This is a genomic window from Actinoplanes sp. NPDC049802, from assembly GCF_040656595.1.
Taxonomy (GTDB): Bacteria; Actinomycetota; Actinomycetes; order Mycobacteriales; family Micromonosporaceae; genus Actinoplanes.
This window is the reverse complement of the sequence record NZ_JBFAMR010000003.1, coordinates 202,087-224,660: the sequence shown is the minus strand read 5'-3', so window position 1 is coordinate 224,660 and position 22,574 is coordinate 202,087. Positions and strand designations below refer to the sequence as shown.

The following is a 22,574-nucleotide window of genomic DNA, read 5'->3' as shown; positions in this document are numbered from 1 at the left end:
ACATGAGCCAGCGGGTGCGGGGCGTGATCGCCCGGGAGAAGGGCAAGCCGGTCGAGGTGACCACCATCGTGGTGCCCGACCCAGGACCGGGTGAGGCGGTCGTGAAAGTGCAGGCCTGTGGGGTCTGCCACACCGACCTGCACTATCGCGAGGGCGGGATCAACGACGAGTTCCCGTTCCTGCTCGGTCACGAGGCGGCCGGCGTCGTCGAGGCGGTCGGCGACGGGGTCACCGACGTGGCCCCCGGCGATTTCGTGGTGCTCAACTGGCGTGCCGTCTGCGGTGACTGCCGGGCCTGCCGCCGGGGCAAGCCGTGGTATTGCTTCGCCACCCACAACGCGGCCCAGAGGATGACCCTGGAGGACGGCACCGAGCTGTCCCCGGCCCTGGGCATCGGCGCGTTCGTCGAGAAGACACTGGTGCACGCCGGCCAGTGCACGAAGGTGGACCCGTCGGCCCGCGCCGCCGCGGTCGGCCTGCTCGGCTGCGGCGTGATGGCCGGCATCGGGGCGGCCATCAACACCGGCGGCGTGACCCGCGGCGACTCGGTAGCTGTCATCGGCTGCGGCGGGGTCGGCGACGGCGCGGTCGCCGGGGCCGCACTGGCCGGCGCCACCACGATCATCGCGATCGACACCGACGACCGGAAACTGGAGTGGGCCCGCGGCTTCGGCGCCACCCACACGATCAACGCCCGCGAGGCCGACGTGGTCGAGGCGGTTCGCGCGCTGACCGGCGGTCACGGCGCCGACGTGGTGGTCGAGGCGGTGGGCCGCCCGGAGACGTACCGGCAGGCCTTCTACGCCCGCGACCTGGCCGGGACCGTGGTGCTGGTCGGTGTGCCCACCCCGGAGATGACCATCGAGCTGCCGCTGCTCGACGTCTTCGGCCGCGGCGGCGCCCTCAAGTCCAGCTGGTACGGCGACTGCCTGCCCACCCGCGACTTCCCGATGCTCACCGAGCTCTACCGGCAGGGCCGGCTCGACCTGGACGCCTTCGTGACCGAGGAGATCGCGCTGGACGAGGTCGAGCAGGCCTTCGCGAAGATGCACACCGGCGACGTACTCCGCTCGGTGGTGATCTTCTAGGAGTCTCTGGCGTAGGCCGGCGCGGACCGGTCGGCCAGCAGATCGAGACAGAGGGCGGCGGTCCAGCTGAAGGCGGAGGTGCCGAGGCCACCGCCCTCGTCCGGGTGGAAGTACTCGAAGTGCCCGTTGCGGTGCACCAGTCGAACCAGGCGACGGCGCAGCTGCTCCGCCTCGTCCCGCTGCCCGTGCACCAGCAGGCCCCGGCGCAGCAGCCAGTTCACGTTGATCCAGACCGGGCCGCGCCAGTAGCGCCGGGTGTCGAAGTCCGGCCCGGTCCGGTCGTAGCTGGGCGCCGGCAACCCGAACCGCGCCGACCGCATCTCGGCCAGTGTCCCGTCGACCTGATCCGGCGCCAGGTCGGGCAGCATGAGCGGCAGCAGTCCGGTGACGCAGCGCGCCGGGCTGAGCCGCCCGGTCCGGACGTCGCGCGCGTGGAACGTCCGCGTCCGCGGGTTCCACAGCCGCCGCTCGATGGCCGCCGTGATGCCCGCCGCCCGGTCCCGGTGCCGCCGCGCCTCGGCGGAACGGCCCAGCACCCCGGCGATCTGCGCGAGAGCCAGCTCGGCGGTGCCCAGGACGGCGTTGAAGCCGGGGCACTCGACGACGAACGGATGCCGGTCCGCCAGACCGGTGTCCGAATAGTCCTCGGCCTGGTAGTTCAGCACCAGGCCGACGTACCGGGCGTAATCGGTGTCGGTCGGGCGGTGGGCCGCGTCGGAGACCGTGAGGTCCCGCCGGGGATGCGCGTCCAGCAGACCGAGGTCGGCGGGCACGGCGGCCAGCGACTCGTCCCAGGCCGGGCTGTTGTCCAATCCGGACTCCCACGGGTGCACGATGGACGCCAGCCCGGCGCCACCGACATCCCGGCGGTCGCCCAGATACTCCTGCTGCGCCACCAGCCGTGGGTAGAGCCGGTCCAGCTCGGTCCGGGCCTGCTGGACGGCGTCCGCGCCGTGCGCGGCCGCGTGCCGGTAGACCTCCCAGGCGGCGAGCGCGTGCACCGGCGGCTGGACCAGCCCGGTGCTGCTGCGAGCCGGCCGCCCGGCGTAGGCGGGCACGTTCCAGAACCGGGGACCCGGGAAGTAGGCGTCCTCCGGGGTGTCCGGGTCGAAGGCGATGTGCGGCACCCGGCCGTCCGGCCACTGGGCCGCGAAGAGACTGCGCAGATCCTGCCAGGCCCGCGGCTGGTTCACGTAGGCCAGCCCGATCGCCGCGAACGCGGTGTCCCAGCTCCACTGATGCGGGTACAGCGTCCGCGACGGCACCGTGTGATCACCCACCCAGTTGGCGTCGAGCACCCCCACCGCGGACTTCCACAGCTCGGCGCTCACCTCCGGGATCACCGGCGGGGACGGGGACAGGTCGGGGTGCATCTTGACGAAGGGCCTTTCCGCTGGTCCGCCCGGAGATACCCACTCATCGGCCGGCGCGGGCCGGCCATTACGGAACTGGGCGCACGCATTCTGGCGTCGCCCGTACCGAGGGTCTCGACCGGGGTGGCCCTCTCCTCATCCGGCGCGGATGTGCCGCCACAACCGGCTGCGATGACCGGGCAGATAGGTGGAGTCCAGTCGTTTCGCCACGATTCCCGTCAACCCCTGATCGCGGGCCGCCTCCAGCACGAACTCGCCACCGCCCGCGAAGTACGGCGGCGTCTGCCAGTGGTCGCCGGCCAGAGACAGACCCTCCAGCAGTTCGCGGCGTTCGGCGTACCGAACCACCTCCACCGTGGCGTGCCCCTCCAGCCACAACAGGTCGTACAGCAGCAGGTGCGCGGGTGTGCGATCGGCCGCCCGCCGTGCCGCCGCGGAGTCCTTCGGCGCCTCGCGCCGCGTCAGCAGACCCGGATCGGGCCGGGCGCCGTCGAACGTGACGATCTCACCGTCCAGCACCGCCTCCACCGGTGCGAGCGCCGGGCCCAACGGCCGGATCTCCGGAAACCACGAGGTCACATCGTCGCCGCCGGCTTCCACGAGACGCACTCTCCCCCCGGAGACGTACGCGAGGACGCGGCGCCCGCCCCACGCCATCTCATACCCCCAGTCCTGGTCGTCGGGTGGAAGCCCGCCGGCCGGGGTGGTCGACATCGGTCGCAGGTCCTCGGGCATCGGTTCCCAGCCCGGCTCGGCCGGATCCATCCGGCGGACCATCCAGTCCCGGCCGCCGGTCTGGAAGAACACGTATCGTCCGTTCGTGCGCTCACCGTGGAAGGTGACGCCGATCTCGTCGTCGCGCCACTTGTCCGCCTCGTAGGTGCCCCGGTCGAAGATCGTCATCCGGCCGCCGCCGTACTGTCCCGTCGGGATCTCACCGGCGAAGTCCAGGTACTCCAGCGGATGGTCCTCGGTGTGTTTTGCCAGGTTGTTACGGGCCCGGTCGCGGGGGAGACCGCGCGGCACGGCGAAGGACACCAGCACCCCGTCACGTTCCAGCCGGACGTCCCAGTGCAGGCTGCGGGCGTGGTGCTGCTGGATGACGAAGCGGCGCCGCCCGCTGGGCTCCGGGCGGGACCGGGGCACCGGCTCGGGAGTGCGACGGGCGTCGCGCTTGCGCCGGTACTCGTCGAGGCGGTCCGTCATGTTCGGATTCTCTGCCCTCACGTCCCCTGAAATACACCGGTGTAACTCGATCGGCGGGCGAAACTGTCGTACCCCGGTGGTTTGCTCTCGGCATGCACACGTCGTCGCTACACCGCCTCTACCGCCATCGCCGGGCCGCGGCCCTGGCCCGCGCCGGCCGCGCGTTCGCGGTTCTGGCGGCGGTGGAGGGCCCGGACCGGGCGGACCGGGCAGAGGGCCCGGCCGTTCTGACACCACCCTGTGCACAACCTCAGGTTCTGTGTAAATCGGACTGACGTCGCGCCGAGGGTGTTTCCCGTGCCCGGTTGCTGCCGGTAGTGTTCTGGCTCCGACGCGTATCCATCGACAAGAAGGCGTTGGTGCGATGAGCTTGCGCATCCTCGTGGTGGGCGCCGGTATCGCCGGCCTGGCCGCGGCCCGTGGGTTGCGAGTCGCCGGCTTTCGCCCGGAGGTGGTGGAGGCTCTGCCCGCCACCGTCGTCCCCGGCGCCGGCATCTATCTCCCAGGCAATGCCTCCCGCGCGTTGCGCCTGCTCGGGCTGGACGTTCCGTTACGTCCGCTCGGCGATCTGATCTTCCGCCAGGTCTTCCTCGACCAGCGCGGCCGCCGACTGTTCGAGATGGACGTCGCCGGGCTCTGGGCCGGTGTCGGCGAGTCACGTGCGCTCTCCCGCGCCGACCTCCAGCAGGTGCTGCTCACCGGGGTCGGCGGCGAGGTGCGGTTCGAGACCGAGGTGTGCGACCTCCAGGTCGTGGACGGCGCCGCCAAGGTCGAGTTCTCCAACGGCGGCATCTCCGAGTACGACCTGGTCGTCGGCGCCGACGGCCGGCGCTCGATGATCCGGGACCGGTCCGGCCTGGGCGGGCCGGCCGTGCCGACCGGCCAGATCGTCTACCGGGCCGTGGTCGGCGGCGGCCCACCGCTCACCGACTGGACGGCGGTGCTCGGCCGGCGGTCGCAGTTCGTGGCCATGCCGATGGGCGGGCGCCGGCTCTACTGCTACGCCGACGAGACCGCGCCGGACAGTCCCGATCCCGAGGACCCGGTGGCCCGGCTGCGCGAGCTCTTCGAGGGTTACGCCGGGCCCGTCCCGGCCATCCTCGACAAGATCGAGAAGGTACAGGTCGCCCGGACCGACGAGGTGGTCCTGCCGGCCTGGTCGAAGGGGCCGGTCGTGCTGGTCGGTGACGCGGCGCACGCCACCGCCCCCACCCTGGCCCAGGGCGCCGCGATGTCCTTCGAGGACGGTTACGTGCTGGGGCAGGAGCTGCGATCCGCCGAGGGCGACATCCCCAGGGCCCTCCGGACCTTCGAGTTCCGCCGCCGCCCACGGTGCTCCGACGTGCGCGAACGGACCCGTGAGCGGGACCGCACCCGGGACGTGCCGCCCGCGCTGCGCGATCCGATGCTGCGCCGTCGCGGCGTCCGCATCTTCACTGATCACTATCGGGCGCTGGTGCCCGAGGTCTGACGGAGCGGCCGGCGGTAGTGCTATTTGGTCACCCCGCGAAGGCCGAAAGTAGGTGAGGGACTATTCTGCCACCGGAGTAGGCCCGATCATCGGGATATCCCGAGAGGGACGAACGAGACAACGGAGGCAATTCGTGACGACCGTTGCGCCGTCGCCGATCGCGACCCGACCATATCCGGTGCGGCGGCAGGTCAAGGGTTCGGCGTTTGCTCGGATCCTGCGCACGACGGACGCGAAGCAGATCGGGATCATGTACATGATCACGGCCTTCGTGTTCTTCCTGCTGGGTGGCCTGATGGCCCTGCTGATGCGCGCCGAGCTGGCCCGGCCGGGCATGCAGGTGCTCTCGCCGGAGCAGTTCAACCAGTTGTTCACCATGCACGGCACGATCATGCTGCTGTTCTTCGCGACGCCGATCGTGTTCGCGTTCGGCAACTACGTCGTGCCGATCCAGATCGGCGCGCCGGACGTGTCGTTCCCGCGGCTGAACGCCTTCGCCTACTGGCTGTACCTGTTCGGCGGCCTGATCACCATCGGCGGGTTCCTCACCCCGGGCGGCGCGGCCGACTTCGGCTGGTTCGCCTACACACCGCTGAGCAACTCGCTGCACTCGCCCGGGGTCGGCGGCAACATGTGGGTGGTCGGCCTGGCCATCTCGGGTCTGGGCACGATCCTCGGCTCGGTCAACCTGATCACCACGATCCTGACCCTGCGCGCACCGGGCATGACCATGTTCCGGATGCCGATCATGACGTGGAACATGCTCGTCACCGCGCTGCTCGCGGTCATGGTGTTCCCGTTCCTGGCGGCCGCCCTCTTCGCGCTCGCCGCCGACCGCGTCCTCGGCGCCCACGTCTTCGATGTGGAGACCGGCGGCCCGATGCTCTGGCAGCACCTCTTCTGGTTCTTCGGCCACCCCGAGGTGTACATCATCGCGCTCCCGTTCTTCGGCATCATCACCGAGGTCATCCCGGTGTTCAGCCGCAAGCCGGTCTTCGGCTACAAGGGACTCGTCGCGGCGACCCTGCTGATCGGCGCACTGTCGATGAGCGTGTGGGCGCACCACATGTTCGCCACCGGTCAGGTGCTGCTGCCGTTCTTCTCGTTCCTGAGCTTCCTGATCGCGGTCCCGACCGGCATGAAGTTCTTCGTCTGGATCGGCACCATGTGGCGCGGCCAGATCAGCTTCGAGGCGCCGATGCTCTTCGCGGTCGGCTTCATGGTGACGTTCCTCTTCGGAGGGCTCTCCGGCGTGCTGCTCGCCTCGCCGCCGATCGACTTCCACGTCTCCGACTCGTACTTCGTGATCGCCCACTTCCACTACGTGCTCTTCGGCACCATCGTGTTCGCGGTCTTCTCCGGCATCTATTTCTGGTTCCCGAAGATGTTCGGCCGGATGCTCGACGAACGCCTCGCGAAGATCCACTTCTGGCTCACGATGATCGGCTTCCACGGCACGTTCCTGGTGCAGCACTGGCTCGGCACCAAGGGCATGCCCCGGCGGTACGCCGACTACCTGCCGGAGGACGGCTTCACGTTCCTCAACACGTTCTCCACCGTGGGCTCGTTCATCCTCGGCCTGTCGACCCTGCCGTTCATCTACAACGTGTGGAGGTCCTACAAGGTCGGCAAGGTCGTGAATGCCGACGACCCGTGGGGCCACGGCAACTCGCTCGAGTGGGCCACCTCGAGCCCGCCGCCGCTGCGCAACTTCGACCGCATGCCGCGGATCCGCTCCGAGCGGCCCGCCTTCGATCTGAAGTACCCGGAGCTGGCCGCCGGTCACTCCCTCGCCGGCCCGCCGGAGGGTGGCGCCCGGCCGCTCACCGCCGAGTCCGACGGCGGTGCGACCTACAAGGAAGACGTGAGCACCGACCGCGATCACTGATCGCCCGGCGTCGCGAACGGCCCGCACTCCCCGGAGTGCGGGCCGTTCGCCGTTTCTGCGGCGCTCGTCACAGGGGCCCACCGGGGACCGGTAACGCGTTGGATTTGTGTCGTACCCCCACGGCAGGATGGGCGGCGGAGGTCAGGATCGACATGTTGCTCACGCCTTACCGCGAAACACTCGCACTACCGAAGATCACGTCCCTGCTGGTCGTCGCCACGCTGGCCCGCGTGCCGATCGCCGCCGGGACGGTCGTGCTCACGCTGCACGTCGTCCAGGGCCTCGGCATGAAATACGTGGCGGCCGGCCTGGTCGGCGCCGCGGCGACGATCGGCGGCTCGATCGGGGCACCGATCATCGGGCGGCTCATCGACCGCTGGGGGTTGCGGCCGATCCTGCTCCTCACCACGGTCGCCGAGGTGATCTACTGGCTCGTCGCGCAGGCGCTGCCGTATTCGGTGTTGCTGCCCGTCGCCGCGGTGGGCGGTTTCCTGGCACTGCCCGCCTTCTCGGTGGCCCGGCAGGCGATCGCGGCGCTCACCCCCGAGTCACACCGGCTGCCCGCGTTCGCCCTCGACTCGATGACCACCGAGCTGTCCTTCATGGCCGGGCCCGCGCTCGGCGTGCTGATCGTGACGACCGCCGGCTCGGAAGCCGCGATGATCTCCCTGGCCGTCGGCATCCTGCTGGCCGGTGTCGGCCTGTGGCTGCTCAACCCGCCGGTCCGGGCCGCCCACGAGGCGCCCGTGGCGAGTGGCGAGCGGCCGCCCCGGCGCAGTTGGCTCAAGCCCCGGTTCATCGCCGTCCTGGCAGTCACCATGGCGGCCACCCTGGTGCTCTCCGGCACCGACGTCGCCGTGGTCGCCACGCTCCGCGCCTCCGGCGAGGTCGAGTGGGCCGGCCTGGTCCTCTCCCTGTGGGCCTTCTTCTCCCTGGTCGGCGGATTCCTCTACGGCACCGTCCGACGCGGCCTCCCCACCCTGGTGATCTTCACCCCGATGGCCGTCCTGACCATCCCGGTCGGCCTGGGCGGCGACCACTGGTGGCTGCTGGCCCTCCTCCTGATCCCGGCCGGCGCCCTCTGCGCCCCCACCATCACCGCCAGCTCCGACGCCATCAGCCGGATGATCCCGGCCGCCGCCCGGGGCGAGGCCATGGGCATGCACAACTCGGCCCTGACCGTCGGCGTCGCTCTCGGCGCCCCGCTGGCTGGCCTGGCCATCGACCACCGGGGGCCGGCCTGGGGCTTCATCGCGGTCGGCACGGTCGGCGTCCTGGTCGCGCTCCTGGTCCTGCCCATCGAGTTCCGCCGCCGCAGGCCCCCATCCCAGCCCGCCACCGTCCCGGCGTCGTCCACAGCCTCCGGAAATCTCCCATCCGCCGCCGACCCGGCGTCGTCTGCGGCTTCCGGGGGTTTCGCTCCCGGCGCCGACCCGGCGTCGTCCACAGCCTCCGGAAATCTCCCATCCGCCGCCGACCCGGCGTCGTCTGCGGCTTCCGAGGGTTTCGCTCCCGGCGCCGACCCGGCGTCGTCTGCGGATTTTCCGGCCTCCGCCGGCTCGGCGAGCCCGGCGTCCGTCGCGGCACCCGTCACCTGCTCGGTGCCGGTCGCCGGGCCCGTGCCCGTCCGCGGCGGTCTCCCGGCCGGTCCTGCGTAGGCGGTCCTTCCCCGCTGGGTCCGCGTGGCGCGGCCATTTGCCAGCGGCCACAGGGTTATCCCTTTTGGTAGACATCGTCCTCGCGTTGATGGGCCGCCCAGCGCTGTAGTCGATCTTGTATGGCTGGTCGTGGGTGTTCTCTCGAAGCGTTCGAGTCAGCACCCACGACCAGCCGGGACCGCTCTGGGATCGTCAGGCTGGTCGTGGGTGCTGACTTGACGGTGTCGAGAGGGCACATACGGCCAGCGGGGTCCGCTCTGGGACCGCCGGCTGGCGCTGGGTGATGTCTCACGCTTGTCTCACGCACGTTGAGATAGCGCTGACCCTGCTGGCCGTTTGCTTCTCCCGCACCCTCCCGAGGCCCGGATGCGCCGGACAGCACGCACGGTGGGCGTGCGTGGTTGCTTGCGGGTGTTGTGGCGGTGGCCGGGCGCACGGTTGTGTGTTGTGTGGGTCCGTCGGGCGGGCGGGTGGGGTTTCCGTGATTCGGTACGCACGGTGGGCGTGCGTGGTCACTTGCGGGTGTTGTGGCGGTGGCCGGGGCACACGGTCGGTGCGTTGTGCGCGCCCACCAGGCAGGGCGAGCGATTTGGCCATCTATGTCAGGGCTGACAGCCAGCCGGAGTGGATCACTGGCCGTAGCGGACACTCCCGCTGGGCAAGATCGGGGGCCGCGAAGGGTCGGGGCGGGTGGTCAGCGGGCGGCCAGGCGGAGGAGGACCGGACCCTGATCGGGGCCGTACTTGGCGGCGTAGAGGGCGTCCACCCGGTCGCGGGTCTCCGGGGTGGCGGCGGCCAGGACGTAGCGAGCCGGGCCGTTGGAGGTCGTGTCGGCTTCGTGGTCGGGATGGAAGGCCTCCTGGAGGGCCGCCGGGTTGACGTTGACCCAGTGTTCGCCGTCGTGGAGGACGTATTTGAGGGCGTGTTCGGTCGTGGTGTCGTGGACCTTGAGGCGCAGGCGCATCCGGTAGTGGTCGGCGATGCTCTGGAGGCCGGAGCCGTTCCAGCGGTTGTCGAAGGCTTCCAGGGCCAGTTCGCCCAGGTCGCCACGGACGCGTACCTCGCGCTGGGAGCTCTCGCTCACCCGGCGGTCGCGGAAGATGCCGTACGTCAGCCAGTCGTCGACCCGGTAGAAGGCGTGCGCCGGGCCGTTGGGGCTGATCCGGACCTCGAAGCGGGCGCGGTGCCGGTCCGGGAGGGCGGCGCACAACTCGTCGAGAAGGGCGATGTTCTGCCGGATCGCCGCGATCGCGTCGGTCGGGGTCACCTGCCGGGCGCGGACCGCCGCGTCGGGTGACGACGGGTCGGTGAGCATGATCCGGAAGCGGACCTGCCGGTCGAGGGCCGCGTGGACCGTCTCGGTGAACCGGGACAGGTAGGGCGGCTCCAGCAGTCCGGTCCAGTGTTTCCACAGGTCCACCTGCTCGTCGGCGCGCTCGATGCGGCGGATCACTTCCCAGTAATTGAGACGGTTGCGCCAGCGGACCGAGTTGCGGCTCAGGTAGAGGATGAGTGGCTGGAGCACGAGGACGGCGAGGGTCAAATCGAGCAGGTTGGCGCCGACGCTGATCCGCAGTTCGGTGGCGAAGCCGTCGACGTGGCGCACCGGGTAGAGCAGCACGAACGCGGCCACGAGCAGGAGCAGGCCGATTCCGCCGTACAGGTATGAGAGCCGGTACCGGCTGCCCCGTCGCAACATTCGCCCATGGTATCGACGTGGGCCTATCGTGCCGGTCGGCTGAAGTCGAGCCGGAACTGGGCGTCGTCCCGCGCCGGGGCGGGATCGCGGCGGCGCGGCGCCACGCGGCTACGGTGGCTGGGCGAGGTCGCCGGGCACCACCCTCGCTCGCGTGAAGCTGGGCGGCGACTGGTGCGGGCCCGCCTAACCCTGCTACGGCGGTTGGTGGCTTCCAGCGTTTTGACTCGACAGGTGAGATCGATCCATCCGTACGATGATTGTCTGGGTCAAAGTGTTGATCTACGGTTCGCGCGTGACTCAGGGACGCGTGGTAGGTGGCCACTTGGCGGGCGCCGGTGTTGACTCCGGCCAAGGCGGACTAATCGTCCCGCACCCGTACAACCCCTTCAAGCGGTACAAGCTCAACCCAGAGACCGTGCTTGAGTGGGAGGAACTTCCGGGCAAGGAAGGCGTCCTCGGCGCCATGGGCCGGGCTGCCGCTACGGTTGCTTTGCCCGGGAGGATCGGCGAGGCTGTGGGTGCAAGCCTCGGAGCTGCCATGAAGCCCCCGCGCGTTGTCCGCCTGAACTGGGCCGACGGCAACCAGTCCGTTCTTGAGTTGCCGGAGAAGCTGTTCACGGTCTTCTCCGTATTGCTCCAGGGCCGGCAGGTCGTCACCGAGGCCGCCACGCGGGCCGAGCCTCCGGAGCAGCCCGGCGTGACCGAGAAAATCTTGGACCTCGCCTCCTCGGTGATCCAGCGAGGCGCGCAGGGGACGCCAGCCGTGGCTGCGGCTCAGCCAGATGTCGTTGGGCAGATCGAGAAGCTTGCCTCGCTGCGCGACGCCGGCATCCTCACGGACGAGGAGTTCGCGGCGAAGAAGGCTGAGCTGCTCAAGCGCCTCTGACATTCGGGTGGGCCCGTCTTCGTTCCGATCACTGCATTTGCCCGGACTGCTCAGGGTGGTGATCCGCCGTAGCGGTACTGAGAGGAACCGCGCGGCCGCGCACGTTCCGAGGACCACAAGACGGTGTACGCCTCAGCCGCGGTCGAACTCCCGGTACATGACGTGCAGGCCGACCGGGCCGTGGGCCGGGTGCCGGAACGACCGGGGGACGGTGCCGACGATCTGGAAGCCCTCCCGCTCGTACATCGTGACGGCGGCCGAGTTGGTCTCGACCACGGCGTTGAACTGCATGCTCGCGAACCCCTGCCGCCGGGCCCAGTCAAGGGCGAAGCGGCACAGCGCCGTCCCCACGCCGTGTCCACGGGACCCGGCCGCGACCATGAAGCTGGCGGTGGACACGTGTGATCCCGGTCCGGGCCGGTTGGCGCCCATCTTGGCGGTGCCTGCCACGGCGCCGTCGAGGACGGCCACCACGGTGAGGCCCGGCGGCCGCTCGATCCACATGCCGCGGGCCACGGTCTCGCTCATGGCCGGGTCGTACGGGAACGTCTCCTCGGCCCGGATCACGTCCTCGATGATCGGCCACACCGCGGGCCAGTCGGTTTCGGTGAGCGGGCGGATGTCAGGCGTCAACGCCGTCCCCGATTCTCGGCCACTCCGCGGGCCAGTCGGCTGCCGGTGAGTGGGCGGATGTCAGGCGTCGACGACGGGCTTGCCGGTCATGGCGATCGAGGCGGCGCGGAACTGGTCGAGGGCGGCGTCGGTCGTGCCGCGGGCCACCCCGGCGGTGAGTTCCAGCAGCACGGTGGTGGCGAAGCCCTCCGCCGCGGCGTCGAGCGCGGTCGCCCGTACGCAATGGTCTGTCGCGATGCCCACGACCTCGACCTCGGTGACTCCCCGGCCCCGCAGCCAGCCGGCGAGGGTTTCGCCGTCGGCGGTCTGCCCCTCGAAGCCGGAGTAGGCCGCCTGGTGGGCGCCCTTGTGGAAGACCGCCTCGATCCGGTCGGTGACCAGCTCGGGGTGGAACTCGGAGCCGTGGGTGCCGACCACGCAGTGTGCCGGCCAGGTGTCGACGAAGTCGGGGTGGTCGCTGAAGTGGGCGCCCGGGTCGACGTGGTAGTCCTTGGTGGCGACCACGTGGTCCCACCGGTCGCCGGCCTTTTCGAGTACCAGTGAGATGCCCTTGGCGACCGCGGCGCCGCCGCCGACCGCGAGCGAGCCGCCTTCGCAGAAGTCGTTCTGCACGTCCACGATGATCAATGCGCGTGACATGGTTGCCCCCTAGGCGGTGGGAACGATGACGACCGGGATCGCGGGGTCGCCCGCGGACAGTTTGAGGCCCTCCCACGGGATGGAGATCAGGTTCTGCCGGAGGTGGTCGCGGGACTCCTGGAGGGTGGGCGCGTCGAGCACCTCGCCGTCGGCGACCCAGGTGCGTTGCAGCAGCCGGTCGTTGGGCTGGTGGTCGGGCACCCCCTGGGAGAAGACGATCTCCTCGGTGGCGGTGCCGGTGGGCTTGTGCCGGCGGATCGCGGTCTTGCGGCCGCCGACGGTCGCCTTGTTCTCGGAGCGTTTGACGACCGGGCGGCCCTCGACCTCGACCAGCTTGTAGACCAGGCCGGCGGTGGGCGCTCCGGAGCCGGTGACCACCGCGGTGCCGGCGCCGTACATGTCGACTGGCTCGGCGGCGAGGGTGGCGATCGAGTACTCGTCCATGTCGCCGGAGACGATGATCTTGGTCTCGGTGGCGCCGAGCGAGTCGAGCAGCTCCCGGGACTGCTGGGCCAGAACGGACAGGTCACCCGAGTCGATGCGGATGGCCCGCAGATCCGGCCCGGCGATCGCGATCGCGTTCCGGATGCCCTGGCTGATGTCGTACGTGTCGACGAGCAACGTCGTGTTCTTGCCCAGCGCGGCCACCTGTGACCCGAACGCGGCCGGCTCGTCGTCGTGCAGCAGCGTGAACGCGTGCGCCGAGGTGCCGGTGGTGGGTATCCGGTAGGCCCGGCCGGCCGCGAGGTTGGAGGTGGACGCGAACCCGGCCAGGTAGGCGGCGCGGGCGGCGGCCACCGCGGCGTGCTCGTGGGTGCGCCGCGACCCCATCTCGATGATCGGGCGCCCGCGGGCCGCGGTGACCATCCGGGCCGCGGCGGCCGCGATGGCGCTGTCGTGGTTGAGCACCGAGAGGATGAGGGTCTCCAGCACCACACACTCGGCGAAGCTGCCGGAAACGGTCAGGATCGGGGAGCCGGGGAAGAACAGCTCGCCCTCCGCGTACCCCTCGATCTCGCCTTTGAAGTGGTATTCCGAGAGCCATTTCGCGCTGGCCTCGTCGACGATTCCGGCGGAGCGCAGGAAATCGATCTCGGCGGGGTCGAAGCGGAAGTCGCGGATCATCTCGATCAGCCGGCCGGTGCCCGCGACCACGCCGTAGCGGCGGCCGGTGGGCAGCCTGCGGGCGAACACCTCGAAGACGCAGTGGCGGTCGGCGGTGCCGTCCCGCAGCGCGGCGCTGACCATGGTCAGCTCGTAGTGATCGGTCATCAGGGCCGGCGTGATGCTCTCCACGGTCACCACCCTATTGCGCTACCGGCCCGGGCGTCTCCCGTGGGGCTCGACGCGGCTGTTGACCTGCGGTTCGATGCTCCGGTTCACCGGTTCGCCGAATCCGGTGGCAACATGGGGGCATGGCGTTGCCTCAGGTTGCTCCCGTCGAGACGCCGGAGATCGAGGAAGTACCGGCCGAGGACCGGCCGTGGGTGACCATCGTCTGGGACGACCCGGTCAACCTCATGTCATATGTGACCTGGGTCTTCCAGAAGCTCTTCGGATACAGCAAGGAAAAGGCCGAGAGGCTGATGATGGACGTGCACACGAAAGGCAAGGCGGTGGTCTCGACAGGTGCGCGTGAGCGCATGGAGATGGACGCCAACCAACTGCACGGATACGGTCTCTGGGCCACGGTCGACCGAAGTTGACCGTTCGGCGGTCCCGACAAACGGGTGGGGAAGAAGATGTTCCGACGCAGCGGTGGCCATTGTGTCGCCACGTTCGCGCACGACGAGGTGCGGGTCCTGCGGAAGGTGGCCGCCGAGGTGGTCGGCCTGCTGACCGACGGGATGGATCACACCGATCCGGTGGTGTCCCGCCTCTTCCCGGACATCTATCCCGACCGCCCGGAGGACTCGCAGGAGTTCCGCCTCTACACCGAGGGCGATCTCAAGACCAGCAAGATCGACCAGGCCGGCGCGATCCTCGCGGCTCTGCCCGACGAGGGTGAGGGCGAGGTCCGGCTGGACGGTGAGGCTGCCGAGGCCTGGCTGCGGGCGATCAACGACGCCCGCCTGGCCATGGGCACGCGGCTGGAGATCCAGGCCGACACCGATCTCGGCGAGGAGCTCGACAACGCGGTCCTGGAGGATCCCGGCTCCAGCCGGGTGTTTCAGCTGTCGGTGTACGCCTACCTCGGCTATCTCCAGGAATCGCTGCTGAACGCGCTTCCGGGGATCAAGTGAGTGTGTGAACCGCCACGCTGGGGCACGGGAAATCTCACGGTAGTGTGAACTGCGTGCTGACCATCGACCGAACGATCATCGACGCGATCGTCGCCCACGCCCGCCGGGACCACCCGGACGAGGCCTGTGGCGTCATCGCGGGCGCGATCGGCAGTGACGTGCCCACCCGGCACATCCCGATGGACAACGCCGCGCGGTCGATGACGTTCTACGAGTTCGACTCGATGGAGCACCTGCGGGTGTGGCGCGAGATGGACGACCGCGACGAGGAGCCGGTGGTCATCTACCACTCGCACACCGCGACGGAGGCTTTCCCGTCGCGGACCGACATCTCGTTCGCCGGCGAGCCGAACGCGCATTATCTCCTGGTTTCGACCCGCGAGCCGGATTCCGAGGAGATCCGCTCGTTCCGTATCGTGGACGGTGTGGTGACCGAGGAAGAGGTCAACATCGTGGATGCGACGGTGAAGGCGTGATTTCCACAGCTGTGCAGTCGTACATGTTCGGGCAAAGCCCGGCGTCGGTCTTCTACGAGTGTCGCTGCCGGTAAGGCGACCCGACCGACCCGTTCCGCCCGACCAGTTCGACTTCTCTAGGAGATTCCAGCCATGGCTATCGAAGTTCGCGTCCCCACCATCCTGCGCAGCTACACCGGCGGCGCCAAGATCGTCGAGGGTGCCGGTGACACCCTCGTCGAGCTGATCGACGACCTGGACGCCAAGCACAGCGGCCTCAAGGGCCGGCTGATCACCGCCGAGGGCGGCCTGCACCGGTTCGTGAACATCTACGTCAACGACGAGGACGTCCGCTTCCTCGGCGCGCTCGACGCGAAGCTCAAGGACGGCGACTCGATCACCATCCTCCCGGCCGTCGCCGGTGGCGCGCTCGGCTTCGCCGCGGCCGCCGCCCTGCTGGGCAAGTAACCGGAGCCTCACGTATGGCTCGCTACGAGAGCCTGCTGGACGCGTGCGGGGGCACGCCGCTCGTCGGCCTGCCCCGCCTCTCCCCGGCGGTGTCCTCAGGGGCGCCGCCGGTGCGTCTCTGGGCCAAGCTGGAGGACCGCAACCCGACCGGCAGCATCAAGGACCGTGCCGCGCTCTTCATGGTGCGTGAGGCCGAGGAGTCCGGGCATCTGCGCCCCGGCGACACCATCCTGGAGCCGACCAGCGGCAACACCGGCATCGCCCTGGCCATGGTGGCGAAGCTGCGGGGTTACCGGCTGGTCTGCGTGATGCCGGAGAACGTGTCGGCCGAGCGGACCCAACTGCTCCGGATGTATGGCGCGGAGATCATCTTCTCGCCGGCCGCGGGTGGCTCCAACCAGGCCGTGGCGACCGCCAAGCAGATCGCCGCCGAGCACCCGGACTGGAAGATGCTGTTCCAGTACGGCAACCCGGCGAACGCTCGCGCCCACTACGAGACCACCGGCCCCGAGTTGCTGCACGACCTGCCCACGATCACGCATTTCGTGGCCGGCCTGGGCACCACCGGCACCCTGATGGGCACCGGCCGGTTCCTCAAGGAGAAGGTCGAGGGCGTTCAGATCATCGCGGCCGAGCCACGGTACGGCGAGCTGGTCTACGGGCTGCGCAACATCGACGAGGGCTACGTCCCCGAGCTGTACGACGCCTCGGTGCTGACCCGCCGTTTCTCGGTCGGCACCCGGGACGCGGTCCTGCGTACCCGGCAGTTGATCGAGGTGGAGGGGATCTTCGCGGGCTTCTCCACCGGCGCGGTGCTGCACGCGGCGCTGGCCGTGGCGCATGAGGCGGTTCGCGAGGGCAGGCGGGCCGACGTCGCCTTCGTGGTGCCGGACGCCGGCTGGAAATACCTGTCGACCGGGGCGTACGGCGGCACGCTGAACGAGGCCGAGGAGGCCCTCGAGGGTCAGCTGTGGGCGTGACCTCTCAGTAGGACAGCGCCACGATCACGTCGGCCAGCATCAGCGGGGCCGCGGCGAGCAGCAGGATCCAGGGCAGTGCGCGCTGGTGGATGGCGAGGAAGGCGGCCACCACCGGCGCGACGCTCAGCATGGTGAGCACGGCCAGCGTCGGCAGGTACCAGGCCGGCGCCCCGCCGAAGACGGCGATCACGGCGTAGAGGCCGACGCCGACTCCGCAGATCCCGAGCGCGGTGCCGTAGAGCGCGACCGCGAAGAGCCGGGCGGCGCCGGGCGGCGGATCCTCCGGGGCCGGGAAGCGGAAGACGGCCGGCTCCTCCGGCCACGGCCGCAGGGGTGCCGTCGGCGGCACCATGACGCGGGTGGTACGGGACTGCTCCAGCGCGGTCATACCGCCTCCGTCCGACGACCTTCTTCGGCGTTCACACTGAGCAACGCCGGGAGATCACCGGACGTGACGGTGCAAAGGTGATGAGCCTGGTCGAAGGCGCTGTGACGTGCGTTGTCGATTTAGCGACAAATCGATCAGTTGTTAACGCGCGGCGCTGGTCGGGGCGTACGCTTCGCACCGTGATTGACTGGTCTGACAAGTCCGGCGCGGACCGGTCGGTGCGGGCGTGGACGGCGATTACGGAGCCGACCCGGTGTGAACCCGAGGGACCCGGATGCGACTGACCGTTCTCGGTTGTGCCGGCAGTTTCCCCGGCCCCGAGTCGGCGTGTTCGGCCTATCTCGTCGAGGCCGAAGGGTTCCGGCTCCTGATCGACTTCGGTTCGGGTGCGCTCTCCGCCCTCCAGCGGTATTCCGACATGCGGCGCATCGACGCCATTCTCCTCACCCACCTGCACTGCGATCACATGCTCGACGCGTGCACCTACGTGGTGGTGCGCCGCTACGATCCGGCCGGCCCGCTGCCTGCCCTGCCGGTGTATGCGCCGATGGGCGCCGCCGAGCGGATCGCCGCCGCCTACAGCACCGAGGGCGAGCCGGTCGACGACGTCTACACCTTCTACGGCCTCCAGCCGGGCACCTTCCCGATCGGGCCCCTCACGGTCACCGTCGACCGGGTCAATCACCCCATCGAGACGTACGGGGTCCGCGTCGAGCACAACGGCCGGGTCCTGGCCTACTCGGCGGACACCGCGCCCTGCGAGCCGCTGCTGCGCCTGGCCGCCGGCGCCGACCTGTTCCTCTGCGAGGCCAGTTATCAGGACGGCGTGACCAACCCGCCTGACCTGCACCTGACCGGCGGCGAAGCGGGTGAGGCAGCGACCAAGGCCGATGTCGGCAAGCTCCTGTTGACGCATCTGGTCCCGGCGTGGGCGAGCGAGGCCTCTATTGTGGAAGCGGCGACGGCGGCCTATGCGGGACCGGTCGAAGTCGTTCGTCCCGGCGCCAGATACGATCTCTAGGCCGGAACGGGGGGTAAGGACCGGAGAGCACGTGACCTTGGAGTTGTTGCATGCGCATCGTTCGCCTGGCCAACTTCGTCACGGTACACACCGGCGGTCTGCGGACGTCTCTGCGACAGTTGGGCCGCGGCTACCAGGCCGCCGGGCATGAGGCCGTCCTCCTCATCCCGGGACGCCGTTACTCCGACCGGATGACCAAGCAGGGCCGCGTCATCACGCTGCCCAGCGCCCCGCTGCCCCGCACCGGCGGCTACCGCGTCCTGGCCGGCCGTCGTGAGCTGGTCAAACTCCTGGACAGCCTGGAGCCCGACCGGATCGAGGTCTCCGACCGCACCACCCTCCGCTGGACCGGCGACTGGGCCCGCCAGCGCGGCGTCCGGTCGATGATGGTGTCCCACGAGAGCCTGGCCGGTCTGCTCGGCGTCTGGGGCATGCCGAAACGCGACACCCTCGCCGACCGGCTCAACCGGCGCACCGCCGAGGCGTTCGACACGATCGTCTGCACCACCTCGTTCGCCGCCGCCGAGTTCCGCCGCCTCGACGTGCCGAACCTGGTGGAGGTGCCGCTCGGCGTCGACCTCAAACTGTTCCACCCCAGCAAGATGGATGTCGGGGTGCGGTCCCGCTACGCCCGGCCGGACGAGCTGCTGCTGGTCTACTGCAGCCGGCTGTCCGCGGCGAAACGACCCGAGCTGGCCGTCGACACGGTGGCCTCGCTGCGCAACGGCAAGGTGCCGGCGGTGCTGGTGATCGCCGGGGACGGGACACGGCGGACCGCTCTGGCGTACCGGGCGGCCCGGCTGCCTGTTCGGTTCGCCGGCCACATCTCCGAGCGTGCGGCCGTGGCCGCCCTGCTGGCCAGCGCCGACGTGGCGCTGTCACCCGGCCCGGTGGAGACGTTCGGCCTGGCCGCGCTCGAGGCGATGGCCTGCGGCACACCGGTGGTGGTGAACGAGCAGAGCGCCCTGCCCGAGGTGGTCGGCGGCGGCGGGATCGCGGTCCCGGGCACCGCCGAGGCGTTCTCCGACGCGGTCAGCCGGCTGATGGAGCGCCCCCGGATCGAGCGCCGCGGCGACGCCCGCGAACAGGCCGAACGGTACGGCTGGCCCAAAGCGGTCGCCGGGTTCCTGCGGGCGCACGAGGTGACACCCGTACCGGCGCCCGTACCGGTGGCGGCGCCGGCGCTGATCCGGCCCGCGGTGCCGTCCCTGGGGTACCTTCCGTCGCCCCGGCGCGCCGTGGCCACCCGGGAGTCCGGGGCGGACGAAGCCGGCGCGGCCCGCTACGCATAGGGTTGGGGGCATGGCGCGACCCGACGGCCGAGCGGCCGATCAGCTGCGGCCGGTGACCCTGTCCCGGCGATGGAGCATCCACCCCGAAGGTTCGGTGCTGGTGGAGTTCGGCAACACCCGGGTGCTGTGCACCGCGAGCGTCACCGAGGGGGTGCCCCGCTGGCGCAAGGGCTCCGGGCTCGGCTGGGTGACCGCGGAGTACGCGATGTTGCCCCGGGCCACGAACACCCGCGGCGACCGGGAGAGCGTCAAGGGCAAGGTCGGTGGGCGTACCCAGGAGATCTCCCGCCTGATCGGGCGCAGCCTGCGGGCCTGCATCGACCTGAAAGCGCTGGGGGAGAACTCGATCGTTCTCGACTGTGACGTGCTCCAGGCCGACGGCGGCACCCGCACCGCCGCGATCACCGGCGCCTACGTGGCGCTGCACGACGCCGTCTCCTGGCTGGCCGACCGCAAGGCGCTGGCCGGGAAGATCGAGAAGGTGCTGCACACCTCGATCCAGGCGGTCAGCGTCGGCATCATCGACGGCGAGGCCCGGCTGGATCTGAACTACGACGAGGACGTCACCGCCGAGGTCGACATGAACGTGGTGTGCACCGGCACGGGCGACTTCGTCGAGGTGCAGGGAACGGGGGAGAACGGCGTGTTCCGCAGGGCCCAGTTGGACGCGATGCTCGACCTCGGCGTGCTGGGGTGCGCCGAGCTGGCCGCCGCGCAGCAGAAGGCGCTCGCATGAGCGGCCGGAGGGAGTTCATCATCGAGCTTGGCGGAGTGCCGGCATGAGCGGCGCCCGGTTGCTTCTGGCCACCGCGAACAAGAAGAAGCTCGTCGAGTTGCAGCGCATCCTCGACGCGGCCCTCGGCGTGGCGCAGATCGAGCTGGTCGGCCTCGGTGACTTCCCGGGCTACCCGGACGTGCCGGAGACCGGCCTCACCTTCGGCGAGAACGCGCTGATCAAGGCCCGGGAGGGCGCGAAACGCACCGGGCTGGCCACCGTCGCCGACGACTCCGGCCTGGCGGTGACCGCGCTCAACGGCATGCCCGGCGTGTTCAGCGCCCGCTGGTCCGGCGGGCACGGCGACGACCGGGCCAACCTGGACCTGGTGCTGGCCCAGATCAGCGACGTGGCCGACGAGAACCGGGGCGCCGCTTTCGTGTGCGCGGCGGCCCTGGTGCTGCCGAACGGGCGCGAGCACCTGGTCGAGGGCCGGCAGGCCGGCCGGCTGCTGCGCTCTCCGCGCGGCGACGGCGGCTTCGGCTACGACCCGATCTTCGTGGGCGACGGCAAGGACCGGACGAACGCCGAGCTCAGCCCGGCCGAGAAGGACGCCATCAGCCACCGCGGCAAGGCGTTCCGCGAGCTCTCCAAGGTGATCGCCAAGGAACTGCCCCGCTAGAACCGTGTTGGTTTCGGGTTCGCATCGCACCCGAAATCCCCACGGGCGGTGTGTTGGGTTCGGGTTCGCCTCGCACCCGAAATCCCCACGGGCGGTGTGTTGGTTTCGGGTTCGCCTCGCACCCGAAATCCCCACGGGCGGCGTGTTGGGTTCGGGTGCGCGCCGCACCCGGAATCCCCACGGGCGGTGTGTTGGGTTCGGGTTCGCCTCGCACCCGAAACCAACACGGTGGGGTTCAGTCGAGCCGGCCCACCGTCGCCTCGATCTCCGCGCGCAGCGCCGGCCCGGCCACCACCGTGCGGGCCTGCTCCAGGACCGGGGCCAGGAACACGTCCGGTCCGGGCGTCCCGGCGAACGGCCGCACCGCGGTCACCGCCGCCCGCCCGGCCGGGGACGGCGTCAGCGGCTCCCGCAACTGCAGGCCACGGACCGCGGACAGCAACTCCACGGCGAGCAGGCTGGTCAGGTTGTCCAGTACGGTCCGCAGCTTCTTGGCCGCCGACCAGCCCATCGACACGTGGTCCTCCTGCATGCCGCTGGTCGGCAGCGAGTCCACCGACGCCGGCGCGGCGAGACGGCGGTTCTCCGCCACGATTCCGGCCGCCGTGTACTGGGCGATCATCAGACCGGAGTTGACGCCCGCGTCCGGCGACAGGAACGGCGGCAGGTCACGGGAGCGGGTCACGTCGAGCAGCCGGTCCACCCGGCGTTCGGCGATCGCCCCCACTTCGGCGGCCGCGATGGCCAGATAGTCGGCGGCGAACCCGAGCGGCGCCCCGTGGAAGTTGCCGGTCGACTCGACCCGCCCGTCCGGCAGTACCACCGGGTTGTCCACCACCGAAACCAGCTCCCGCCCGCAGGTGGTGACGACGAAGTCGAGGGTGTCCCGTGCCGCGCCGGCCACCTGCGGGGCACACCGCATCGAGTACGCGTCCTGTACGGCGTGCGCCAGGTCGTCCCGGTGCGAGTCCATGATCGCCGAACCCTGCAGCAGCCGGTGGATGTTCGCGGCCGACGCGGCCTGCCCGGGATGCGGCCGGATCTCGTGCAACTCGGGCAGGAACGGCCGGTCCGAGCCGAGCATCGCCTCGATGGCCAGCGCCGCCGTCACGTCCGCCATGGTGAACAGGTGGCGGGCGTCGGCGATCGCCAGCAGCAGCATGCCGAGCATGCCGTCGGTGCCGTTGATCAGCGCCAGGCCCTCCTTGGCGGCCAGATCGAGCGGCTGCAGCCCGGCGGCGCGCAGCGCCTCCGACCCGGCGACCCGGGAACCGTCCTTGCCGACCACCCAGCCCTCGCCGAGCAGCACCAGCGCACAGTGCGCGAGCGGCGCCAGATCACCGGAGGCGCCGAGCGAACCGTGCTCCGGCACCCACGGCGTGATGTCGTGGTTCAGCAGATCCACGAGACCCTGGGCGAGCACCGGCCGGACCCCGGAACGGCCCAGCGCCAGCGAACGCACCCGCAACAACATCATGGCGCGCACCACCTCACGCGGCATCGGCGCGCCGATCCCGGCGGCGTGCGAACGGATCAGCGCGTGTTGCAGCTCGGCCCGGCGGGACGGGTCGATCGACGTGCTGGCGAGCGCGCCGAACCCGGTCGACACGCCGTAGACGGGCCGTCCGGACGCCTCGATGCCGTCGACGATGGCCCGGCTCGCGGCCATCGCCGCGATCGCCTCAGGGGAGATCTCGACCCGGGTGTCGGTGCGGGCCACGGCCACGACGTCGGCGGCCGAGACCCCGGTTGACTGAACGGTCACGATCATCGGAAACCTCCGTGGAAC

20 protein-coding genes and 2 pseudogenes are annotated in these 22,574 nt (G+C 70.4%); 14 read left to right on the top strand and 8 right to left on the bottom strand.

Annotated features, from left to right (window positions below; genetic code table 11):
• Positions 1-2: 2 nt before the first annotated feature.
• Complete coding sequence (locus tag AB0I88_RS03705) at positions 3-1,088, top strand: S-(hydroxymethyl)mycothiol dehydrogenase (protein ID WP_361017873.1); 1,086 nt, start codon at positions 3-5, stop codon at positions 1,086-1,088.
• On the opposite strand, the gene AB0I88_RS03700 is transcribed toward AB0I88_RS03705, so the two are convergent.
• Positions 1,085-2,461, bottom strand: coding sequence for a trehalase family glycosidase (locus AB0I88_RS03700; protein ID WP_361017871.1), 1,377 nt, complete (start codon positions 2,459-2,461; stop codon positions 1,085-1,087). The genes AB0I88_RS03705 and AB0I88_RS03700 overlap by 4 nt on opposite strands.
• A 135-nt stretch (positions 2,462-2,596) precedes the next feature.
• The gene (locus AB0I88_RS03695) at positions 2,597-3,667 is read right to left on the bottom strand and encodes a DNA polymerase ligase N-terminal domain-containing protein (protein WP_361017869.1); all 1,071 of its coding nucleotides are present in this window, start codon (positions 3,665-3,667) and stop codon (positions 2,597-2,599) included.
• A 364-nt stretch (positions 3,668-4,031) separates the two neighbouring features.
• On the opposite strand from AB0I88_RS03695, the gene AB0I88_RS03690 reads away from it, so the two are divergent.
• The 3 genes and pseudogenes from AB0I88_RS03690 to AB0I88_RS03680 form a co-directional block, all read left to right on the top strand.
• Positions 4,032-5,138, top strand: a complete 1,107-nt coding sequence (locus AB0I88_RS03690; protein WP_361017867.1) for an FAD-dependent monooxygenase — start codon at positions 4,032-4,034, stop codon at positions 5,136-5,138.
• Positions 5,139-5,271: 133 nt separating this feature from the next.
• Positions 5,272-7,026: a cytochrome c oxidase subunit I gene (ctaD, locus tag AB0I88_RS03685; protein WP_361017865.1), complete on the top strand. Its 1,755-nt coding sequence runs from the start codon at positions 5,272-5,274 to the stop codon at positions 7,024-7,026.
• Between the two features lie 152 nt (positions 7,027-7,178).
• Positions 7,179-8,519: pseudogene (locus AB0I88_RS03680) on the top strand (MFS transporter); the annotation flags it as partial.
• Positions 8,520-9,378: 859 nt separating this feature from the next.
• Here AB0I88_RS03680 and AB0I88_RS03675 read toward each other — a convergent pair.
• Complete coding sequence (locus tag AB0I88_RS03675) at positions 9,379-10,383, bottom strand: hypothetical protein (protein WP_361017863.1); 1,005 nt, start codon at positions 10,381-10,383, stop codon at positions 9,379-9,381.
• A 253-nt stretch (positions 10,384-10,636) separates the two neighbouring features.
• Here AB0I88_RS03675 and AB0I88_RS03670 point away from each other — a divergent pair, with 253 nt between their 5' ends.
• Complete coding sequence (locus AB0I88_RS03670) at positions 10,637-11,269, top strand: SHOCT domain-containing protein (protein WP_361017861.1); 633 nt, start codon at positions 10,637-10,639, stop codon at positions 11,267-11,269.
• A gap of 132 nt (positions 11,270-11,401) precedes the next feature.
• Here the strand turns inward: AB0I88_RS03670 and AB0I88_RS03665 are convergent, their stop codons facing one another.
• From AB0I88_RS03665 to AB0I88_RS03655, 3 genes are read right to left on the bottom strand one after another with little or no spacing between them, the layout of a single operon-like run.
• Entirely contained in the window at positions 11,402-11,902 is a 501-nt protein-coding gene (locus AB0I88_RS03665; RefSeq protein ID WP_361017859.1) for a GNAT family N-acetyltransferase, read from the bottom strand.
• 60 nt (positions 11,903-11,962) lie between these two features.
• Positions 11,963-12,541: an isochorismatase family protein gene (locus tag AB0I88_RS03660; RefSeq protein WP_361017857.1), complete on the bottom strand. Its 579-nt coding sequence runs from the start codon at positions 12,539-12,541 to the stop codon at positions 11,963-11,965.
• Between the two features lie 9 nt (positions 12,542-12,550).
• Positions 12,551-13,837, bottom strand: coding sequence for a nicotinate phosphoribosyltransferase (locus AB0I88_RS03655; RefSeq protein ID WP_361017855.1), 1,287 nt, complete (start codon positions 13,835-13,837; stop codon positions 12,551-12,553).
• A gap of 119 nt (positions 13,838-13,956) precedes the next feature.
• Between AB0I88_RS03655 and clpS the strand changes: the two genes are divergently transcribed.
• The 5 genes and pseudogenes from clpS (at position 13,957) to AB0I88_RS03630 (ending at position 16,687) form a co-directional block, all read left to right on the top strand.
• Positions 13,957-14,247 carry an ATP-dependent Clp protease adapter ClpS gene (clpS, locus tag AB0I88_RS03650; RefSeq protein WP_361017853.1) on the top strand — a complete coding sequence of 97 codons (291 nt, stop codon included), beginning with the start codon at positions 13,957-13,959 and terminating at the stop codon, positions 14,245-14,247.
• A gap of 36 nt (positions 14,248-14,283) precedes the next feature.
• On the top strand, positions 14,284-14,784 hold the full coding sequence (locus AB0I88_RS03645; RefSeq protein ID WP_361017851.1) for a DUF2017 domain-containing protein: 501 nt from the start codon (positions 14,284-14,286) through the stop codon (positions 14,782-14,784).
• A 53-nt stretch (positions 14,785-14,837) separates the two neighbouring features.
• Positions 14,838-15,334 (top strand): annotated as a pseudogene (locus AB0I88_RS03640) (M67 family metallopeptidase).
• A gap of 58 nt (positions 15,335-15,392) precedes the next feature.
• The gene (locus AB0I88_RS03635; protein ID WP_361017849.1) at positions 15,393-15,707 is read left to right on the top strand and encodes a MoaD family protein; all 315 of its coding nucleotides are present in this window, start codon (positions 15,393-15,395) and stop codon (positions 15,705-15,707) included.
• A 14-nt stretch (positions 15,708-15,721) separates the two neighbouring features.
• Positions 15,722-16,687 carry a cysteine synthase gene (locus tag AB0I88_RS03630; protein ID WP_361017847.1) on the top strand — a complete coding sequence of 322 codons (966 nt, stop codon included), beginning with the start codon at positions 15,722-15,724 and terminating at the stop codon, positions 16,685-16,687.
• A 4-nt stretch (positions 16,688-16,691) separates the two neighbouring features.
• On the opposite strand, the gene AB0I88_RS03625 is transcribed toward AB0I88_RS03630, so the two are convergent.
• Positions 16,692-17,075, bottom strand: coding sequence for a hypothetical protein (locus AB0I88_RS03625; RefSeq protein WP_361017845.1), 384 nt, complete (start codon positions 17,073-17,075; stop codon positions 16,692-16,694).
• Positions 17,076-17,349: 274 nt separating this feature from the next.
• Between AB0I88_RS03625 and AB0I88_RS03620 the strand changes: the two genes are divergently transcribed.
• Genes AB0I88_RS03620 through rdgB form a run of 4 tightly spaced genes read left to right on the top strand, consistent with a single transcriptional unit; the run spans position 17,350 to position 20,785 of the window.
• Positions 17,350-18,096 carry an MBL fold metallo-hydrolase gene (locus tag AB0I88_RS03620; RefSeq protein WP_361017843.1) on the top strand — a complete coding sequence of 249 codons (747 nt, stop codon included), beginning with the start codon at positions 17,350-17,352 and terminating at the stop codon, positions 18,094-18,096.
• Positions 18,097-18,146: 50 nt separating this feature from the next.
• Positions 18,147-19,388 carry a glycosyltransferase gene (locus AB0I88_RS03615; protein WP_361017841.1) on the top strand — a complete coding sequence of 414 codons (1,242 nt, stop codon included), beginning with the start codon at positions 18,147-18,149 and terminating at the stop codon, positions 19,386-19,388.
• Between the two features lie 10 nt (positions 19,389-19,398).
• Positions 19,399-20,124 (top strand): ribonuclease PH, encoded by a 726-nt coding sequence (gene rph, locus AB0I88_RS03610; RefSeq protein WP_361017839.1) that lies wholly within the window; start codon positions 19,399-19,401, stop codon positions 20,122-20,124.
• A gap of 43 nt (positions 20,125-20,167) precedes the next feature.
• Positions 20,168-20,785 carry an RdgB/HAM1 family non-canonical purine NTP pyrophosphatase gene (rdgB, locus tag AB0I88_RS03605; protein ID WP_361017838.1) on the top strand — a complete coding sequence of 206 codons (618 nt, stop codon included), beginning with the start codon at positions 20,168-20,170 and terminating at the stop codon, positions 20,783-20,785.
• Between the two features lie 235 nt (positions 20,786-21,020).
• On the opposite strand, the gene hutH is transcribed toward rdgB, so the two are convergent.
• Positions 21,021-22,556: a histidine ammonia-lyase gene (gene hutH / locus AB0I88_RS03600; protein WP_361017837.1), complete on the bottom strand. Its 1,536-nt coding sequence runs from the start codon at positions 22,554-22,556 to the stop codon at positions 21,021-21,023.
• Between the last annotated feature and the right edge of the window lie 18 nt (positions 22,557-22,574).